Source organism: Glaciecola sp. 33A (assembly GCF_002836745.1).
GTDB lineage: Bacteria > Pseudomonadota > Gammaproteobacteria > Enterobacterales > Alteromonadaceae > Glaciecola.
In genome coordinates this window covers 50,571-70,867 of the sequence record NZ_PJAR01000025.1, presented here as the reverse complement: position 1 = coordinate 70,867, position 20,297 = coordinate 50,571, and the positions used below count along the sequence as shown (strand labels likewise).

Annotated in this window: 15 protein-coding genes; 1 reads left to right on the top strand and 14 read right to left on the bottom strand. The window is 40.9% G+C overall.

The genetic code is table 11. From position 1 onward, the window contains the following. Window positions 1–19 precede the first annotated feature (19 nt). The 8 genes from CXF81_RS03160 to CXF81_RS03125 all read right to left on the bottom strand — a co-directional run bounded on the left by CXF81_RS03160 (window position 20) and on the right by CXF81_RS03125 (window position 12,971). Window positions 20–883, bottom strand: coding sequence for a carbon-nitrogen hydrolase family protein (locus CXF81_RS03160; RefSeq protein ID WP_101179928.1), 864 nt, complete (start codon window positions 881–883; stop codon window positions 20–22). A gap of 98 nt (window positions 884–981) precedes the next feature. Then, window positions 982–2,811 carry a PLP-dependent aminotransferase family protein gene (locus tag CXF81_RS03155; RefSeq protein WP_101179927.1) on the bottom strand — a complete coding sequence of 610 codons (1,830 nt, stop codon included), beginning with the start codon at window positions 2,809–2,811 and terminating at the stop codon, window positions 982–984. A gap of 187 nt (window positions 2,812–2,998) precedes the next feature. Then, window positions 2,999–6,070 carry an efflux RND transporter permease subunit gene (locus tag CXF81_RS03150; RefSeq protein ID WP_101179926.1) on the bottom strand — a complete coding sequence of 1,024 codons (3,072 nt, stop codon included), beginning with the start codon at window positions 6,068–6,070 and terminating at the stop codon, window positions 2,999–3,001. Continuing rightward, complete coding sequence (locus CXF81_RS03145) at window positions 6,063–9,437, bottom strand: efflux RND transporter permease subunit (protein ID WP_101179925.1); 3,375 nt, start codon at window positions 9,435–9,437, stop codon at window positions 6,063–6,065. Before CXF81_RS03145 ends, CXF81_RS03150 begins: the two co-directional genes overlap by 8 nt. A gap of 14 nt (window positions 9,438–9,451) precedes the next feature. Continuing rightward, on the bottom strand, window positions 9,452–10,567 hold the full coding sequence (locus tag CXF81_RS03140) for an efflux RND transporter periplasmic adaptor subunit (RefSeq protein ID WP_232771760.1): 1,116 nt from the start codon (window positions 10,565–10,567) through the stop codon (window positions 9,452–9,454). A gap of 214 nt (window positions 10,568–10,781) precedes the next feature. Then, complete coding sequence (locus tag CXF81_RS03135; RefSeq protein WP_101179924.1) at window positions 10,782–11,339, bottom strand: sugar O-acetyltransferase; 558 nt, start codon at window positions 11,337–11,339, stop codon at window positions 10,782–10,784. 109 nt (window positions 11,340–11,448) lie between these two features. Beyond that, entirely contained in the window at window positions 11,449–12,009 is a 561-nt protein-coding gene (locus CXF81_RS03130) for a LemA family protein (protein ID WP_101179923.1), read from the bottom strand. Between the two features lie 8 nt (window positions 12,010–12,017). Beyond that, window positions 12,018–12,971 carry a hypothetical protein gene (locus tag CXF81_RS03125; protein ID WP_101179922.1) on the bottom strand — a complete coding sequence of 318 codons (954 nt, stop codon included), beginning with the start codon at window positions 12,969–12,971 and terminating at the stop codon, window positions 12,018–12,020. A gap of 421 nt (window positions 12,972–13,392) precedes the next feature. On the opposite strand from CXF81_RS03125, the gene CXF81_RS03120 reads away from it, so the two are divergent. After that, window positions 13,393–13,998 carry a Yip1 family protein gene (locus tag CXF81_RS03120; protein WP_101179921.1) on the top strand — a complete coding sequence of 202 codons (606 nt, stop codon included), beginning with the start codon at window positions 13,393–13,395 and terminating at the stop codon, window positions 13,996–13,998. 127 nt (window positions 13,999–14,125) lie between these two features. Here the strand turns inward: CXF81_RS03120 and purF are convergent, their stop codons facing one another. The 6 genes from purF to truA all read right to left on the bottom strand — a co-directional run bounded on the left by purF (window position 14,126) and on the right by truA (window position 20,291). Further along, window positions 14,126–15,643 carry an amidophosphoribosyltransferase gene (gene purF / locus CXF81_RS03115; RefSeq protein ID WP_101179920.1) on the bottom strand — a complete coding sequence of 506 codons (1,518 nt, stop codon included), beginning with the start codon at window positions 15,641–15,643 and terminating at the stop codon, window positions 14,126–14,128. An 11-nt stretch (window positions 15,644–15,654) separates the two neighbouring features. Then, window positions 15,655–16,146 carry a CvpA family protein gene (locus CXF81_RS03110; protein ID WP_101179919.1) on the bottom strand — a complete coding sequence of 164 codons (492 nt, stop codon included), beginning with the start codon at window positions 16,144–16,146 and terminating at the stop codon, window positions 15,655–15,657. Between the two features lie 156 nt (window positions 16,147–16,302). Beyond that, window positions 16,303–17,040 carry an SPOR domain-containing protein gene (locus tag CXF81_RS03105; RefSeq protein ID WP_101179918.1) on the bottom strand — a complete coding sequence of 246 codons (738 nt, stop codon included), beginning with the start codon at window positions 17,038–17,040 and terminating at the stop codon, window positions 16,303–16,305. A gap of 46 nt (window positions 17,041–17,086) precedes the next feature. Further along, entirely contained in the window at window positions 17,087–18,427 is a 1,341-nt protein-coding gene (gene folC / locus CXF81_RS03100) for a bifunctional tetrahydrofolate synthase/dihydrofolate synthase (RefSeq protein WP_101179917.1), read from the bottom strand. 34 nt (window positions 18,428–18,461) lie between these two features. Beyond that, entirely contained in the window at window positions 18,462–19,316 is an 855-nt protein-coding gene (gene accD / locus CXF81_RS03095) for an acetyl-CoA carboxylase, carboxyltransferase subunit beta (RefSeq protein ID WP_101179916.1), read from the bottom strand. 195 nt (window positions 19,317–19,511) lie between these two features. Beyond that, the gene (gene truA, locus CXF81_RS03090; RefSeq protein WP_101179915.1) at window positions 19,512–20,291 is read right to left on the bottom strand and encodes a tRNA pseudouridine(38-40) synthase TruA; all 780 of its coding nucleotides are present in this window, start codon (window positions 20,289–20,291) and stop codon (window positions 19,512–19,514) included. Between the last annotated feature and the right edge of the window lie 6 nt (window positions 20,292–20,297).

Sequence of the window (20,297 nt, the reverse complement as noted above, 5' to 3'; positions counted from 1 at the left end):
ACTTATGTTAGGTCCAGTTTTAGTTTCTTTTTATTGTATTAATTTTAGGTATGCATAGAGGCCCCAGTTCTTTTAATATGGTCTCCAGTGGTGCTTTATCCGAATAGACTGAAAATTTAACTTGATTCTTTGCAAAACTTTTAAGTGGCTGACCTAAACAGTGCAGACCTCGCTCGCGATTGCGACGTATCAGCTCAAAATCTACTTCTATGGGGATGATTTCGACGCCTACTCCTGCTTGATAAATAATATTACCTTCCGGTCCAACCACGATTGATTGTCCATTTCCTGCCTGTCCTGCAGCGTTTATAGCGATGACATAACTTTGATTAGTGGCAGCAGTTGCCTGCGCCATAATGAGTTCTATAGGGCGGTCAATCGTGCCGGTTAACGTTGGATAAATAAGGACTTCAGCTCCCATACTAGTTAGTTGTCTTGCAACTTCGGGAAACCAGAGGTCATAACAGATTGCGACACCAATGCGTCCCTGAGGCACGTCGAAAACAACAAAGTCTTGTCCACATGACACACCATCTTCGTAGGGGTAGAAAGGATAAATTTTTCGATAGCGTTGAACTACTTCACCTTTGTTATTGATTACAGTAGTTGTGTTAAACACCTCAGAGCCAGCTTGTTCATACAAGGAGCCAGGAATTAACCAAACATCCTGCTCTTTGGCTAGCTGACAGTAGAAGTTTTCTGTTTTATTCGGCAACTCACTAGCATATTTTTTCTCAGACCCATAAGTGCCTAATTCGCTAAGGACAATCATGTCTACCCAAGGGAAACGTAGTTTTGTTTTAATTATTTCATTTGCTAAAGCGTCGAGATTATCTCCAGCATGAAGATCTAATTGAAGTCCAGCAATCGAGAAGTGACTCATAACTATTCACTCAATATCACTTTTATTGTGATGTTATTTTTAAGTGCTTTTACTTTCTAATATAATCCTTACTCTTAGTAGTACCAGTTTAACTCACGCTATGGTGCCAGATTTTGATTAGTGTAACCCTTGAGTTCTAATTGCCTTACAAAACAATAATCCTTATCAAACCATTTCATTTCTTTGCCATCCATGATTACGTAAAAACCTTTGGTTTCTCCATATCCCCATAACTTCCATTGACGGTAAAACATACCGTTTTCGACCCACCAACTGCCGCTATCAATTTCTCGATTTTCGCCTCCAGTGATGCCCTGCATTGAGCCATCGGCAGTCAGTTCAATAACACATGGCACTCCATAGACCATTTGGCATTCAAGTATTACATCAGGTAGTATTTGTTGTAATGCTTCATTGCTAAGTAATTTACCTTTAGCGTTAGATAGTTTTTCTTCAAATTCGGCAGTTAGCAAGTGAATAAGTTCTGCCAGTTTACTCACGCCTTCTCTTATTTTTTCGTTTCTAATACTAGTAATACCCAAGCGGAAGCAGTTTTCAGGATGTTCTTGTTTAGCAAAATAACGTTTTACCGGCTCAATGAGTATGCCTAACTCGGCGGCTTTTTTTCTTAAATATTCACCATCTAATTGTTTAGGTCCCGTGACCCAATATGCAGTGCCTCCCTGTATTGGTCCGGTATCGATACAATTAGGTAAATAAATATTAAGCGCTTCTCTTAACGTTAGCCAACGTTCAAAAAACACTTTGTGTAATTGCATCATATAAGAGTCGTAATAGCCTAATGATAGAAAATAAGCCACGGTGCGTTGATTATGCAGAGGTGGATTCCGCATCATCAATTTTCTTAGTTTTTTCAACTCACATATCACATTTTTATCAGTAACAATAAAACCTATTTGTACCCCCGCGGCCAAGACCTTGGATAAACAGGAAACATACACTACCCGGTTGTCCTTATCTAAACTGCGAAGCGCCGGATGCGGATGGCCCAAAAAATTACTTTCAAATTCAAAATCATCTTCAATAATTAGTAGATCTTGTTGGTTAGCTTTTTTAAGTAACTCGTCTCTGCGTGCCATCGACATAGTAATACTGGTTGGCGTTTGATGACTAGGTGTAGTGTAGATAATATCGCAGTTATCTAGATTTTCATTAACTACAATACCGCTATCATCAATGGCTTGATAAAGCAGTTTCGCCCCTTTGTTGGTTAATAATTCGCGCATTTCAGGATAACCAGGTTCTTCCACCGCCACCGTAACGTTACTGTTTACAAAAAGCTGCGTCAGCAAATATAACGCTTGTTGACTGCCAGCCGTGATCAGAATTTCATCACGCCCTGCCTGTATGCCTCTGCGTGGCAGTATTTTAGTGCGAATTTCATCCAATAACATAGGATCATCTTCTGCACCTTGGGTTTCTGACCATTTGTAAATTTCACGCGTTGTATTGGCTTTGTTGTTTGCTTCTCGCCATTCTTTTACAGGGTACAACGAAGAATCAAACTTGCCATCAATAAACGAGTAAGGAAAACTTCGCCAATTAGATGGACATGAGGTTTCATTTGTGGTGGCAATCGCACCTTTAAAACGATGATTATTGATACTTGAGTTAGTATCAAAGCTAGCAGGATAACTGTTCGCAACCTTGCCATATTGAACGTTAGAGGTCACATAAATACCACTACGTTCACGACTCTCTAAATACCCTTCATCAATTAAAGCCTGAAACACTAGCACCACCGTATTACGCGAGACTTCTAATTGTTTTGCTAATTTACGAGAAGAAGGTAATTTGCTGCCAGCCGCAAAAGAGCCAACTAAGATCCCTTCCACCAATTTCTGGCGAATTTGACTCTGCAAGCTATCTTCTCGGTTCTGTTCAATATGGATTAAACGGCTGTTCATAACATCACTAATCTCAAGCTTGAAGCTAACAACAGTAACCTATTCAACTGAGCTAGCAAATAAATGACTAAATTTATATCGCCCTTTGCTGATACCTTCAGCAAAATATTTGTGATTTATGTTCACAAGATATGGCCATGTCTATCAATTGACGACTATTTCGTTTAGCCTACTGAATGATGCTTGATCACGCAGCTTTAATTAATTTAGACACCATCATTTTACTTTCACTTATCATTTCTACCGTCGCTCGGCGTAATTTCAGTAATAGCAAGTAAGCTAGAGGCACTAAGAATAAACTGGTAATAGTACTGAATAAAAGACCGCCAATGATCGCTATCGCCATCGGTGCATAAGGAGGGCCATCACCCCCAATATTTACATCGCCAACAGCCAGTGGTAGTAATCCTAACACGGTGGTTAGCACCGTCATTAATATAGGCCTAACGCGAGTTAAACAACCTTCAATTATGGCATCCGGCACACTCATTCCCCTATTAGCCAAATAATTTATTCGATCGACCAGCACAATACCGTTGTTGACTACTATACCCATTAAAATCAGCATGCCTATCATACCCATCACCGTCATCGCATTACCGGTTATCAAGAACGCCCAAAATACGCCGGTAAATGAAAAGATAAGTGAGGTAAGTACTGCTGTTGGCAGCAACAATGATTCAAACAATGCAGCCATCACGATATAAATCATGATAATGGCTAATAACATATTTGTTAGCATGATTGCTTCGTCTTCATCTTGGCGCTGAAAACTTCCCTCTAATGACCATGCATAACCGGCGGGCAGTTCGATATTCTGCATGATTAACTCAATTCGTTCGCGAGCTTCGTCTACCGTGATATCAGCCTCCAAATTGCCACCAATACTCAATGACGTTTGACGTGAAGTGCGTTGAATTTGCGATAAGCGTGGCTCGACCTTCATACTAGCCACCATATCCAAGGTCACGTTTTGATTTTCATCGCGAAAAATAGTTAGTTTACGTAGCTTTTCAACTGAGGTTTGCAGCGACTCGTCATACATCAAGCGTATACTAACCTCACCGTCGGTCTCCCCTCTGAATGTGCGCAAGTTTGAACCACGCAATGCGGTGCTCACAATAGTCGCCACATCCGTTGAACTCAAACCAAAGCGAAAGGCTTTTTCTCTATCTACGGTTAACTGCAGTTCAAAATCTTGACCATCGACAGCAGTTTTCACATCAGTTAAGCCTTCAATACTGTCCAATACCGGTACGATTTGATTGGCTAATCGCAATAGATTTTCTGAGCTCTGACCAAATAAGGTGAGACGTACACCCCCATCCGAGCCTTGATCCCATTGAAACGAGGGCCTTGCTCGTACAAATAATGGCAGCGCTTGTTTAATCTCATTTTTTAAGTCTGCTACTTTTACCGGCAGGTCGTCTTCTAAGGTAATTCCTGATACGGCGAAACCGGCAGTGTAGTAGCTATAAACTTGTTTAATGTGAAATTTCTCTTTATTTGCATATAAATAGGCTTCCATTTTGGCAACTGACTTCTCTACTTCACCTAAACTATAGTTCCCTTGAATATCATAATTCAACCAAATACGATCTTGGTTATTGTTGCTGTCATCATCGCTTTGCAATAATGTCATTGGAATTCCGGTACTTAGCAAAATTCCGACAGCAATGGCTGCAGTCGCTTTTTGGTGTGCAAGTGTCCACCTTAAAACCTGTTCATAGATTGCTTTTAATTTTGACGGTTTTTGTTGCGCAGATTTAGGTTTAATTTTAAGTTTTGTAGTCAGCAGAGGAATAAGGGTTTGAGCAATCAATAGTGACGCCAAGAGTGATATGCAAATTGACACCGCTACGTGCTCCAAGAACACAGTGAGCTCTGCTTTTACGCCAACAATGTTGGGCAAAAATACAATCACCGTGGTTGCCGTACCAGCAATAACCGCTAAACTAACTAACGAAACCCCTTTTTTAGTCGCTTCTACTATATCATCAGACTTTTCTCGTTCTTGAAAAATGCTTTCCGTGACTACCACCGCATTATCTACCAACATTCCTACCGCAAGCATTAAGCCCATAAGAGACAAGATATTTAGCGTGTAACCCATAAAGTACATACAAGCTAATGTAATACAAATAGCGAAAGGGACTGATAACACAACCACCAACGTGGTGGCCAAATTACGTAGAAATAAATACAACACAATGATCGATAATAAGCCCCCAACTAGGCCGGAATTTATCAGGTCTTGCAGGGACTGAGTGACACTTGTAGCCTCATCTTGCATAACAAAAACATTAATGCCATTAAATGAACTGCTGTTTTTCGCATTTTCAATTTCTGCCATGACCGCTTCAGACACGTCAACCAAATTGGCACCCGACTCTCTGAAAATATTCAAACCAATTGCATGGGTTCTATCTAAATGACGACCTTCTACGGCCTTCGGTTTTTCGTATATAACCTTGGCAATGTCGCTGAGCCGAACGTTATGCATCACAATTAAGTCTGCAATGTCTTCTTTACTTTTATATTCGCCGCTTGGATTAACGGTAATTTTTTGGTCTAGGTCAAAAAATTGTCCGGCGGTCATCGAAAAGTTGGCTGCGCGCAAAGTTCTGGTCAATGCGGCAACATCAACATGCAATGCAGCTACTCGGTCAGGATCAAGACGAATTGAAATTTGTTTTTTTTGAACACCATACAACTCAACTCTGGAAACACCTTTGATGCGTTCAATCGGCATTTTTAAATTGCGTTCTAGCAAATCAAATGAATTTGAAATATCACGATCACTGGATAGGCGTAATTGAAACACCGGCATATCAGATAAATTGAATTTGTATACCATGACACGTTCAACATCGTTTGGCAGGAGATGACGTATGGCATCAATTTTCTCACGAGCCTCTATACTTTTCGCTTTTATATTTGCGTCCCAGTCAAAACGAATGTTGATTTCAGCGCTGTTTTCATTTGAAACAGAACGCAGTCGCTTAATACCCGACATGGTCGCTAGCGCCTCTTCAACTGGGCGCGTAATCATTTTCTCTATTTCCGCAGGTGTTGCATCTTGATAAGGTACTTGAATAAAGAGTTCAGGGAAGTCGATACCGGGAAACTTTTCCAAGGGTAAATAACGACTTGCACCCAATCCCATGACAAGTAATGAAAAAAACAACATCGTAATTGTGACTGGACGACGCATAGCGAATGACGCCAACGCCGCGCCTGCGTGTTCGAACTTATCCATGACTAGGCTCCTGGGCAGGAGTTGCTCTTGGCATAGCGCTATTCTCACCTGAAACCGCAACATGCTTAAATCGTTTACGATCAAACAAGCTGTACAACACTGGAATGAGGAACAGGGTTAGCAATGACGCAAATAACAAACCAAAGATGACGGTTACTGCCATTGGGGTGCGGATCTCTGACCCTTCGCCTAGACCAATAGCCATGGGCAGCAAACCTAACACCGTGGTTAACGTTGTCATCAGAATTGGGCGCAATCGACTTTGTGCAGCTTCGATGATGGCTTCATCCTTTGCAACACCACTTTGACGAAGCTGGTTTATGCGATCAATCAATACAATCGCGTTATTCACAACAATACCAGCCAGCATAATCAGCCCTATAAACACGACGACACTGACATTTGTGCCGGTTAGCACGAGACCATAAATAGAGCCTGCGCAGGCCATTGGTACAGTAAATAAAATCAGAAATGGGTGTAGAAAAGATTCAAATTGTGAAGCCATCACGATATACACCATAAATACGGCTAACGCCAAAGCAAAGTAAAGCGATTTGAAGCTGGCTTTCATTTCCTCACTTTGCCCCGCTACATTTGCTTTTAGAGTGATAGGCAGTTGAATGTCATCGATAGCTTGTTGTGCATCAATTACGGCTCCTCCCAGATCGCCATAGGCTAGGTTAGCTGACACTAAAACGACACGTTGTTGATTTACACGGCTAATTTCACTTGGACCGACTGACATTACAATATCAGCAACTGCCGACAATGGAATGGCTGGCGACGCTCCTGGGTTAACAATAATTTGTCCAATATCAGCCACTGAATCTCGCTGTCGATCTTGACTACGTACCAAAATATCGACTTTCCTGTCATCAACACTGAATTTACTTGCAATTTCACCACCAACTTTAGTGGCAATTAACTTGGATACGTCCGGCGCGTTCAAACCTAATTGAGCTAATTTTGAGTGCTCAAAATTAATTTTCAATTCAGGGTTACCGCTTTGTAACGAACTTTCAATATCAGCAAATCGATTATTTTTGCCGAGTTCTTCTGCAAGGACATCACCATAACGTTTTAAATTAACCAAGTCATAGCCTATGATTTCGATTTCCAGTGGTGTTGAAAAACTAAATAGCGCTGGTGCACCAAACTTACTTTGTATGCCCGCCTGATTTGTCAAGTAAGCGCGCATGGCACCAATGACTTGTTGCTCTTGTTCAACATTCGCCGCATCTGACATCACCACATTGAGTTTACCCCAATGATCGCCACCTTGTGCCGGTGAGGCGTTCATCAAACTACCTGTACCTGCTAATGAATAAGTTCGTTCAACACCCTCTTGTTGTTGTGTAAAAGTAGCTAATTGGGAAAGAAGTTCATCAGTATTTTCCAGTCTTGAGCCAGTAGGTAAGGTAATTTCCACATCAAACTCGCCTTGCGACATGGGTGGTATTAATTCGATACCAAGCTTTGGAATAAACAGTATCGAGAATAACGAAACTGAAATAATTGCAGCCAACACTAGGAGTCTGGCCTGCATTGCCCAATCCAATAATTTGAAATAAGTGACAGACAAAGCATCGTATATTTTATCAAACACCCAAAGAGCGGGTTTAAATAGCCAGCTTAACCCGCTGCTAACGATCCTAAACAAAGACACAGTAAAACCAACAGTTACAGCAGGGATAAAGTAAAAAATGATTTTAAATATCCAGCGTGAAGGAGCACCTAAGTACCAGAGAAAGCGTCTGACTTTGCCGTTTGGTTTATCCTTTTTAAAACGCGGGCCCAAATCAAGTTCATTATCTTGTATTGCAACACTGACATGAGATTGATCGCGCGCTGCCAACATAGGAATAAGTGTAAGCGCAACAATCAGCGAAACTAACAAAGCGAAGGTAACAGTTAACGCTTGATCACTGAACAATTGCCCCGCAATTCCTTCAACAAAGACTAATGGAAAGAAAACCGCCATTGTCGTCAACGTTGATGCAACAATGGCCATAGACACTTCTGACGTGCCTATTGAAGCTGCTTGCATGGCATTCACATTATTCTTTTTGTGGCGATCAATATTTTCTAATACCACAATACTGTTATCGACTAATAAACCTATGGCCAATGCAATACCGCCTAAACTCATTATGTTTAAACTAATATCATAGCTATTCATCAAGTTAAACGTAGCGATAATGGAAACCGGAATTGAAATCGAGATGATTAGCGTGGCCCAAATATTCTTGAGAAAGAAATACAAAATGAACATGGCTAAGACACCACCGACCACGGCAGCTGATTTCACTTCGTCTATGGCACTGGAGATAAATTCGGATTGGTCATACACTTTTTGTAGCTCATAGTTTTCTGGTAAACTATTACGGATGCTTTCTAAGCGTTGAGTCACCGCATTTGCCACATCAACTGTATTTGCATCACCTTCCTTATAAACGGCTATTTCAACACCCTCAAAGCCATTAAAACGAGTAATTGAATCTCGTTCTTTATACGAGTCAACTATCTGCGCAACGTCATTCAGCTTTATAAACTTACCTTCTCGTGTCGCAATATAAAGGTTGCGAATATCATCTAAGCTTTCAAACTGATTAATGGTTCGCACTAAATATTCTTGTGCACCATCTTCAACCCGGCCGCCTGATGCATTTACATTTTCATCTTTAAGTCGTTGAATGATCTCACTGATAGGGATATTAAGTTGACTGGTTCTTTGTTGATCGATAAGCACTTGGATTTCATTTTCAAGTCCGCCACCGATGCGCACTGAAGCAACCCCTTCAATTGACTCTAATTTGCGTTTTATTTCTTCTTCAGCATAAGTTCGAATGCGTTTGGTGGTGTTAATATCCATCGTAACCAAGCTTTTAGCTTGCATGCTAGCTTGGTCGATAGCTTGGTTGATAGCTAGCTTACTAACTGCGCCTAGACCGAAACGCATAACTGGGTCAAGACTGGGATTAAAACGCAGTAGTAAAGGGCGTTTTACATCTAATGGTAAAAATAAAACATCGAGCTTTTCACGAACTTCTAAGCTGGCTAAATCCATGTCAGTGCCCCACTCAAATTCAAGCACCACATCAGATTGCTCAGCCTTGGATGCCGACACAACTTTGCGCACGCCTTTTACCACCCCAACCACTTCTTCAATAGGTTTAGTGACCAGTTGCTCTACCTCACCAGGCGCTGCGCCGATATAATCGGTGCGGATAGTTAGGGTAGGATATGATAATTCAGGTAGTAAGTTTATTGATAAACGAGAGAGTGACACAAAGCCAAACAACAACACGGCCAACGTAAACATCCATACGGTGACGGGTCGCTTCACTGCAACATCAATTAAATTCATGATGATCCCCTCAATTAACCGTTAACAACATTGACAAGAGCTTTGTCTTTTAGGTTTTGATGACCGGTAATCACTACCCTTTCATTACCCGATAGCCCTTCAACTACCTCTACAAAATCACCTTCTTGGTAGCCTGTTTTTATAGCTACCTTGTTAGCTATCCCGGTATCATCCACAACGAATACGTTAATTGTGTCGTCCAGGGCAAGCATGGCCTTTTTTGGTAATAAGGTCGCATTATCGCGAGTGTTATAATTTAAACTAACCTGAGTAAACATACCTGCCATCAGCTTTTTATCTTCATTTGGTACGCGTAATGTGACTTTAAATGTCCCTGTTGTGGAATCAATCACAGGGCTAATTCTTTCCACAAGTGCGTTAATTTTTTGGTCATTCAAGGCCGTGATGATTAAGCTCGCTTTCTGGTTTTTATGTACTTTAGAAAGTTCTTTCTCAGGTAAATATACAATTCCATACAACTCTTTCTGCTGAACAATATGAAACATCCTCTCACGTTGGAAAGATTCCGTGAGGTTACCTACTTTTGCATTTCGCTCTGCAATATAACCACTGATAGGAGCAACGATAGTCGCTTCTTTCAAATCTAACTGCGCTAACGCAAGCGTTGCTTTTGCTGATTCATATTGTGCAGTGATTTTGTCGTAAGTGTCATCACTGACTAATTTCTGATGATACACTTTATTGATTTTCGCTAACTCTTTTTCAATCCCGGTCATATCTGCTTGAGCGCGTCTAAGGTTGAGCTCATATCTTTGTGGCTCTAGCTTCGCAAGAATTTGACCTTTTTCCACATAATCACCCTCTTCGACCATTATGTGCTCAATGATGCCGGATGCTCTGCCGACTACAAATGCCTCTTCCTTCGCTTCTAACACCGCAGTCGTTGTGTAGTTTGAGGAAATACTGCCTTTTTGAACGAGACTAACTTCAACCGGAATGGGGATAATTTTCTGTGCTTTTTCCTCAGCAATTTCACTCTCAGTTTTAGTTGCCTCCGCTCTGCCACATCCATTCAACAAAACGACGGTGCTGAGGAGAGCAGCGAGTGCTGCCATTTTAAATTTATTGTTCATTGAGCCAGTTACATTTACAGACGTTGGGGCATTCATAGTGAGTTCCTTGATTGAACTTATTGTTTTAATTCATCTACGCCAAAGTTTGCATCGAATGTGCCAGTTAATTAAAAAATAATAAAAACAATCGCTTAACTATTTAACCACGAAGCACTTTGGTATTCTCGCCATTATAGTTGGCGAATTAAACTAATACTTGGTTGAATTGTTACAGCTTGTGAATTGTGTGTCAGGATAACGAGGGGATTTTTTATAACTGCTTAATCAGTCGTGCCGGTACACCTGCAACAACGGTATTAGCCGCAACTGATTTATTCACTACAGCGCCGGCAGCGATGACAGCATTGTCACCAATAGTCACCCCTGGTAGGATTTTTGCGCCCATACCAATCCAAACACTGTTGCCTATCGTAATTGCATGCGCACTTTCAATGCCTTTATTACGCTTTTTAGGCTCTAAGGGATGTGTTGCAGTAGATATCAAGACCCCAGGCGCTAGCATAACATCATCACCAATTGTCACCGGCGCTGCATCCAATATAACGCAGCCATGATTAGCATAAAACTGCTTACCTAAATAAATATTGTAACCATAGTCACAATAAAACTGCGGCTCAATCCAAAATGATTGAGTACGACCAAAAAGTTCCTTTAACACCTTCATACCTTGTTTAAACTGATTGGGAGGCAATTGATTAAAGTGATGACATATTGTCTTGGCGTTCATTCGGTCTGCTTGCAACTGCTTGTTGCTAGGAAAATACGGTTCTGCTGCTAGCATCTTTTGCTTTTCGGTCTTTTCAGTCATTAACTTTATTCTTCACTTTTCTTTAATTAGGACCTTATACAAGTGTTTGCAGCTAGTATATAAACCGTGGGCTGCGCATCAATCATGGTGACCTTATTCAACGTTATTGTTAAAAATTAGGTTTATAGTCATACGATTCAACCGTGCCCGATTGATGAAAATTATCTAACTTTTCTTTCTTGGTAAACAAACTGTTGACTACATTATACGGTACCATTTCGATGGAGTTATTAAAGTGTTCAACACTGCGGTTATAAATCGTAATAGCCGCCGCGACATTTTCGTTTTTATCGCTAATTTCATCCATTAGTTCTTGTACGATTTTAGTAGAACCTAATTCAGGATAGTTTTCAGCTGTCGCCCGGAAAGCAGAAAACACAGCATTTGATTTTGTCTCAACGTTAGCCAATGCTTTTACATCAATTTCATCTTTGTCCAATACAGAAATAGATTCTCTGAGTGCAGTTACCTTATGAATAAAGTCACTTTCGAACTCCGTAAAGTTATTGGTTAACTCGGTTAATTGTGGGATCACGTCTTGCTTTAATTTTTCGTAAGTGATCACGTCAGACCAAGCACGTTTGGCCCTATTTAAATTGCCGACAATTTGGTTGTATATGATTATGATGCCGATAATAATGACAACAGCGATGATGAGAGAGGTAAGCATATAAAGTCCTATTTATTTTGGTTAATAAAGTGGAGCAAATTTTTAGCATTTTCCAACATTGGAATTTGCGTTGGATGCTGTAATTGTTGAACAAAATCCGCTTGTTTGCGCAACGATGGTTTTTTCACTTGGCTTGGAAAAATGCTTTTCGGTAGTTCAAAGCAAGCAACAGATTCAGCGTTTACATCCATTGACTTAATAAAGCTAAAGTTATCGGCGAAGGTTAAGACAACTTTAGGATTAAAAAATTTAGCCGCTTGAATTTCTGTTGCACATCTGACCTTGAACAGCTTATTAAAGGTGCGGCTGGCTGAATCCCATTTCTCAGAGAAACGCTTCGCATTTAATGAAATATAGTTAAAGTTAGTGAATTGCACCAGCATGCCATATTTATAAATTGTACTTTTTGACTGAGAGGCTCTTGAGTTTCCATTATTGTCGGTTGTGTAATGAGTGGTGACATTAACGTATTTAAACTCAAATAACGTAAATGGCGTCGAATCAACGCCACCTAAATAGCGTTTGGTAATTTTCTGGCCTTCATCACCACAATTGAAGACTGGAAATATGGACTTTAATTCACGCCAATAGTTTTTACCATCAAAGCTATAATCTCTTTCAATACCAGCATGAATGGCAACGGCTCGCACATATAACTGATCGCCAATACGCTTGATTGACGCGAATCGCAACCAAATATTTACAATACAAGCAACGCCTATTATCAAACCACCAATACGCATCCAGTTACGTTGGTCATAAGACAAGTCCATTTGTGCCCAAAAAGACAGCAGTAATGCAAGACCTGCAAGCACAAACCCGATGATTGCCAGACTATGATTAAACTTATAAGCACTGCGCTGAGAAAATCGCAAAATATGTTTCGCGACCTTGTCAATATCATCTTTCGATTTAGCCATTATTGCATGAGCTTTGAGCTCACCTAAATGCGCTTTTAACATTTTGTTTCTTGAATTCTGTTGCATCAGTTGTCTCAGCAAATAAATCATATGTTACAGCAGTTTGCTGCTTTTAAATGCTTCTGTTGGAAACAACAAAGCGCTTGATTTGACTATATCACACCAATCCTGTTTGCGATTTGATTTACGCACCTGAACATAAGGTGCATGAATAGAAATGAAAAACTAAATCACGAATTTGTATTTGACCGATTAGCTCAGATGCAACAAACTCTTGTTAAAGTTATGTTAATAAATTATATTGAACGTCACTTTTTAACAACACGCTATTGAACTGCAAGGTGCCATTGTGGCAATAACTAGAGTGATTTATAAATAAATTGGGTAAATGCCAATATCGGTGAACGGCTTTACCAGCGTCATTATTAACATTTACAACCGTTGTGTTGTAGCAGGAGTCACAATGATTTTGAATCATTTATGGGGTATTTATACTCACCCAAAGGAAGAATGGCAGACTATTGATAAACGCCATGAATCTTACTTTTACGCTTTAAGCCACATTATGTTAATTGCGCTGATCCCAGCTGTTATGGCTTATTACGCCTCTGCTTATTTAGGATGGGACATTGGTGCTGGAGCTACCGCTGATACTATTAAGCTAACCCAAGAAAGCGCAATGCTAATGGCAATCGCAATGTATTTTGGTTTGATTATTGGTGTTGTCGCGCTAGCTGTAATAATCAACGAGTTAGCCAAATCATTTGATTCATTTCCAACTTACACACAATCACTAGAACTTGCTGCATATACAGCAACACCGCTATTTATGACTGGGTTTAGTGCATTCTATCCAGAGTTATGGTTTATTATGTGTATTGGACTTATAGGCCTCTCCTATTCCGTTTACCTCTTATACTCTGGTGTACCTATCATGCTGCACATTCCTGAGGAAAAAGGCTTTATTTACAGTAGCTCCGTAGTAACTTGTGGCTTGGTGTTGTTGGTTATACTGATGGCTTCTTCAGTTATTCTGTGGAGCGTAGGTGTTGGTCCACAATATATGTAAATAGAGAAATATGAACACATAAAAAAGCCCGCTTAATAAAAGTGTCCAACTTTATGGGGTCACTTCAAATGCGGGCTTTTTCTTAACATGCGAACTTAAGTGGCGTTGGTGTCAACTCACTTAGTTTCTAATCGGTACCTATGTTATGCATTTCAAGGTTACTCAATTCTTCTTGAATAACTGGCGACTTGGCTTTTTCACTTCTTGATTTATCAATACTCTCGAGGTACTTCTGATCCACGTCACCCGTAATATAATTACCATCAAATACAGATGTTTCAAATTGAGTCAGTGCATTATTTTCCTCTCTAACTGCATCTACTAGGTCAGCAATATCCTGAAAGATTAAACCGTCAGCCTTAATACATTCACAAATTTGCTCAATTTCGCGACCGTACGCAATAAGTTCGTTAGCAGAAGGCATATCGATACCATAGACATTGGGAAACCGAATTTCAGGTGCTGCAGAGGCAAAATACACCTTATTGGCACCGGATTCACGAGCCATTTCTATAATTTGTTCAGACGTTGTGCCACGCACAATAGAATCATCTACCAATAAGACATTTTTACCTTTAAATTCAGACGAAATGGCATTTAATTTACGACGCACTGATTTTCTACGTTGTACTTGGCCCGGCATGATAAAAGTTCGGCCAATATAGCGATTTTTTACGAAACCTTGACGATAAGGCTTATTTAAGGTGTTCGCAATTTGTAACGCCACATCCATCGACGTTTCAGGAATTGGGATCACCACATCAATATCATAATCAGCCCACTCTCTAGCTATCTTCTCACCTAATTTACGTCCCATATTTACCCGCGATGCGTAAACACTGATACCGTCAATAAAGGAATCGGGACGCGCAAAGTAGACGAACTCAAAGATACAAGGGTTACAACTAGGATTTTTTGCGCATTGCTTGGTAAATAACTCACCCTTTTGATTAACGTAAACCGCTTCTCCTGGCGCAACATCTCTAACGAAATTAAAGCCCACAGAGTCCAGAGCGACACTTTCAGACGCAACCATATATTCATCTCCATGCTCTGTTTGACGTTTGCCAAGCACAAGAGGACGAATTCCGAAGGGGTCTCTAAACGCGACCATGCCGTTACCGATAATGGCAGCAACAACCGCATATGCACCTCTAATCTTACTGTGCACGGTTTCTACTGCAGAAAATATTTCTTCTGGTTTTACTTCAAACCCAGCCGCATTTTGTAAAGCATGAGCAAATATATTGAGCAGTAGTTCTGAATCTGAAGATGTATTGATATGACGTCGCGCAATACTAAAGACCTCTGCTTGTAGTTCATGTGCATTGGTCAAGTTACCGTTGTGTGCAAATGCGATACCAAATGGAGAGTTCACATAAAAGGGCTGCGCTTCGGCTGAACTTGAGGAACCGGCGGTAGGGTAGCGGCAATGCCCGATGCCAACATTTCCGGTAAGACGCTTCATGTGGCGAGTACGAAATACATCCCTTACCAAGCCGTTCTCTTTGCGTAGATGAAACATCCCATTATCAATGGTCATGATGCCAGCCGCATCTTGACCACGATGTTGCAACACAGTTAACGCGTCGTAGATGTCTTGATTGACAGGACCTTTACTAACAATACCAACGATACCACACATATAGAAACCTTCTATTCGGTAGGAGAAAGGAAGCTTGAGCTTCCTTTAACGTATTCAAAAAACCATTCAATAATGACTGAAAACTCAGGTACCAATATAGATTGCAACCACCATTTACTATCCGCAAAGGGTGTAAAAGTATCCATAAAGAAGAGCAATGCACTGACAATGAGTAGGCCTCGCAATGCGCCAAAAACCGCGCCTAGGGCTCTATCGGTTCCACTTAATCCAGTGGCTTTGACCAACTGAGAAAAAACATAATTGACGAGCGCACCGACAATCAATGTCGAAATAAATAAGATAGCAATAGCAACACCGTTTCTGAATAATTCATCTGAAATCCGGCTTAGAAATTTTGCAAGTTGAGGATATAATTGGCTAGAGACGATGAACGCAGAAAACCACACAACGAGTGAAATGGCCTCTTTTACAAAACCACGTATCACGCTGATGACTGCCGATAAGGCAATGACGCCTAATATGGTAAAATCAAACCAATTCATTTTGAGAAGTGCATCATAGGTTGAAATTCAGTCATAAACCTGTTCTAAATGTTATTACTGTCAACATTATAGTGTGATTTCTAGTATGCCGCGCATTCTATCAGAAGGTGCCATTCAGTCCAATGATAAAATAGACAAATATCGGTGTTTTTTAGCTTAATCCGAGACAACGTCGAAGGTAGTAACTTTACCCGTCAGTCCTGTCGTCTCTTTCAGGTGAGGTAAGGCTAAGTCCAATTTTTCTTTATCTAACTCGGGGCCAACAAATACTTTGGTTAGACGTCCAGCGCTCGTTTGAACTTTCCTGCTGAAAGAACGATAGCCTGCTTTTTCCAGCTTTCGTAGCAACTCGTTCACATTTTTTTGGTTACCAAAACTGCCTAATTGCACTACCCAACCGGCGTTATTGTTCGCTGTATCTGGCGTACTTTTAGCGACAGTTTGCTGAGCCAGTGAATTGTTTCTTGCGCTGCTGCCACCTGAATTATTTGTGCTGTCCACTGGCGCGCCGTCATCAGCTTTAGCTGCTTGCAGATTCTTAGCCATAAGTTGAGCCATGCTGCGTTCTTCATCAGTTTGTTCCGATTGTTGCGAGGCCTTTTCTGGGCTATCAGTTGGTTGATCCGTGCTTTGGGTATTTTGTGCTTGCTCAAACAAGGCATCAGCTGCTTGTTCGTCAATCACGACGACTTCTCTGCGCGTTGCGTTAGCTACCTTCTGTGCGGGGAAAGTATCGGGTGCGATTGCAGATAAACTTGACGTTGAGCTAGGAAAATCCACAAAGGTTTCAGTATTAGTTTGCTTTTTCCCATCCAGATAATCTGGTAGAAAAATAACCGTCACGGCGACGAGGATAACCGTCCCCACTAGCCTGTTTTGTAACGCATTTGACACTGATGATTCCTCAACGAATTAATTCGTGATGTCCGCTTAATTTTTATTATGCACTAGCATGGTATTTGAGAACAGCCGCAACGGTTAAAAAAGACCCCATAACCAGAATAATATCATCGGACTGAGCATTAATTAACGCATTTTTATATGCCATATCTACACTGCCAAAGGCATCTACTTTTGAATTTTCATTCAACTCTATGCTCGAATTTAGCGCCCTAACTAGACGTTCCGAATCTTCCCCCCTCGCGGTAGGTAAGGTTGCACAATACCAATGTGCTTGAATATCAGCAAAAGCCTGTAAACTCACTTCGATATTTTTATCTTTTAACATGCCTGCAACAATGTGACAGGTATGAAATGAATAAGTTCTAATTAAGCGACTCAACTGCCGTGCACTGTCTTCATTGTGCGCAACATCGAGTATAACAGCGCAACAGTCGCCATTTTGCTGTTGACGTAGGACATGATGACGACCTAAGACCTGAGTTTTATCGATAATTGCTTGAACGACTTTGCTTGCTGTTAAAAATGGCAATGCCGCTGCCAGCTTTCTGCTCAACACGTTATCACTGCCTGAAAACGCGCTTCGACTTAATGCATTCACTGCAGCTAAGGCTGTTGCAACATTCTGTTTTGGTATTTTGGCGTTTTCAGTTGAGAATTGCTCGCCTTGAATACTAATGAGATTGTTTGTTTCGTCAAAAATGAAGTCTTTACCGCGACATATTAATTGAGCGCCAAGGTCTTGAGCATAATCTAGCATTGATTGCTGTGGCGCTTCTTCTCCGATAATCACTGGTTTATTAGTGCGAAAAATACCGGCTTTTTCAACTGCTATTTGTTCTTTTGTATCGCCTAGCCACGCTTGGTGATCAAGTCCTATGCTGGTAATAACTGCTACATCGCTATCTATTACATTCACAGCGTCGAGTCGACCGCCTAAGCCAACTTCCAGAATAACAACATCCACTTTCTGGTCCGAAAATGCTTTAAGCGCGGCTAATGTAGCAAATTCAAAATAAGTTAGTTCAATTGCTTTTTGCGCCGTTTCTTTTCGGCTACTATCTATTTTCTCAAATATCTCACAAAGCATTGTTTGTGGAATTAACTCACCGTTCAGGCGAATTCGCTCACAAAAACTGATTAAATGCGGGGAACTGTAAACACCTACAGTGAGACCAGCATGCAAACAAATTTGTTCAATAAGCGCACACGTTGTGCCTTTACCGTTGGTGCCTCCGACAGTGACGACATATTGCTCCGTGAAGTCAATTTTGAGGCGATTTACAAGGTTCTCAGTACGCGACAAGCCCATATCAATTTCCTTGGTATGGGCCTGTTCAATATAAGTCAACCAATCAGATAGACTTGTTTTCTTGTTCATTACGGTTGTTTATCTACTGTAAATTAACTAAACGTTAGTTGGCAAGGTGATGATGATGTAGTTTCGACAACACAGAAAACAGCTTATCCCGCATTAGTCGACGGTCAACAATCATGTCAATTGCGCCTTTCTCAATCAAAAATTCGCTGCGTTGAAAACCTTCTGGCAATGTTTCTCTCACGGTTTGTTCTATAACCCGAGGACCAGCAAAACCAATAAGTGCTTTTGGTTCCGCTACATTAACATCACCAAGCATAGCCAAACTTGCAGAAACGCCACCCATTGTAGGGTCGGTTAATACCGAAATATAGGGTAATCCCTTTTTGCTCATTTTAGCTAGTGCAGCGCTTGTTTTCGCCATTTGCATTAGCGACAGAAGGGCTTCTTGCATCCGCGCACCGCCGCTTGTAGAAAAACACACCAATGGTGTATTGTTTTCCAAACATGAGTTAACCGCTGCAACGAACTTTGCGCCCACGACAGAAGCCATTGAGCCGCCCATAAAGGCAAATTCAAAACTAGCTACAACAATCGGCATACCATTTAATTCGCCTTTCATTACCACTAACGCGTCTTTCTCATTGGTCGCTTTTTGTGCAGCAGTAATACGATCTTTGTACTTTTTACTGTCTCTGAACTTCAATATATCTTGTGGTTCAAGGTCAGCTGCAATTTCTTCGCGATCGTTTGTATCTAAAAAGGCGTTTATCCGAGCTCGCGCCGTGATCCGCATATGATGATCACACTTTGGGCATACTTCTAATTGTTTTTCCAATTCAGTTTTATACAATACCGAATTACAAGAACCACATTTTGTCCAAATCCCTTCTGGGACGTTGCTTTTAATTGATGACTGCGTACGTGGAAGTATTTTCTCTATCCAACTCATGAAACATTCCTATTTTAATTCTTTTTCAATCGCAATTTGATGATTGTCAGCGTTATGTTGTACTCTATTTGTGCACGACACACCCATTTTTCTTTTTTTACGAGGTTCAACAACGCTTGTTCGCTTATTAAATCATACTATTGTTGAATGACGAAAGTAAAACTGGTCTAAGAAGTACTAAAACCGTCCTACTTTCTATAAAAAGATAGGTCCCAATTGGCTTATTGGCATATCAAACTCTTGCGGATAAATGACATCGACTAAGTATAGACCATTCGGCCGTGCTGTCGTCCCTGCTACTTTTCGGTCTTTAGCGTCAAGAGTATCTTTCATCCAATCGACCGTTTCCTCCTTAGTTCCTACTCTTATCAACGAACCCACAATATTACGCACCATATGATGTAAGAAAGCATTAGCAGCCACTTCCACGATGATGTAATCGCCTTTTCGAGTCACTGATATTTCTTCCATACGACGCACCGGTGAATTCGATTGGCAATTAGCCCCGCGAAATGATGAGAAGTCGTTACTTCCGACTAAGCACTGCGCTGCTCGATGCATTCTATCAACATCCAAGGGATAATAAACATGCGTAATGCCAGCGTGTAATATAGCTGTACGCAATGGATTATTATAGATGATGTAGCGATAACGTCTAGAAGTAGCTGAGAATCGAGCATGAAATGCTGTTGTTGTCACTTTTGCCCATTTTACACTGACATTCTTTGGTAGGTGAGTGCAAACGCCACGAGTCCATGCTTTATTTGGCCTATGTACGTCAGTGTCAAAATGCACGACCTGATAGGTTGCATGAACGCCCGCATCAGTGCGTCCAGCGCAGGTCACAACAATTTTCTCTAAGGCGATTTTCTCTAAGGCTATTTCAAGCTTTTCTTGCACACTAATAAAATCATTTTGACGTTGCCAACCATAATATTTTGAGCCATCATATTCTACGCCTAGCGCTATTCGCATGGTATT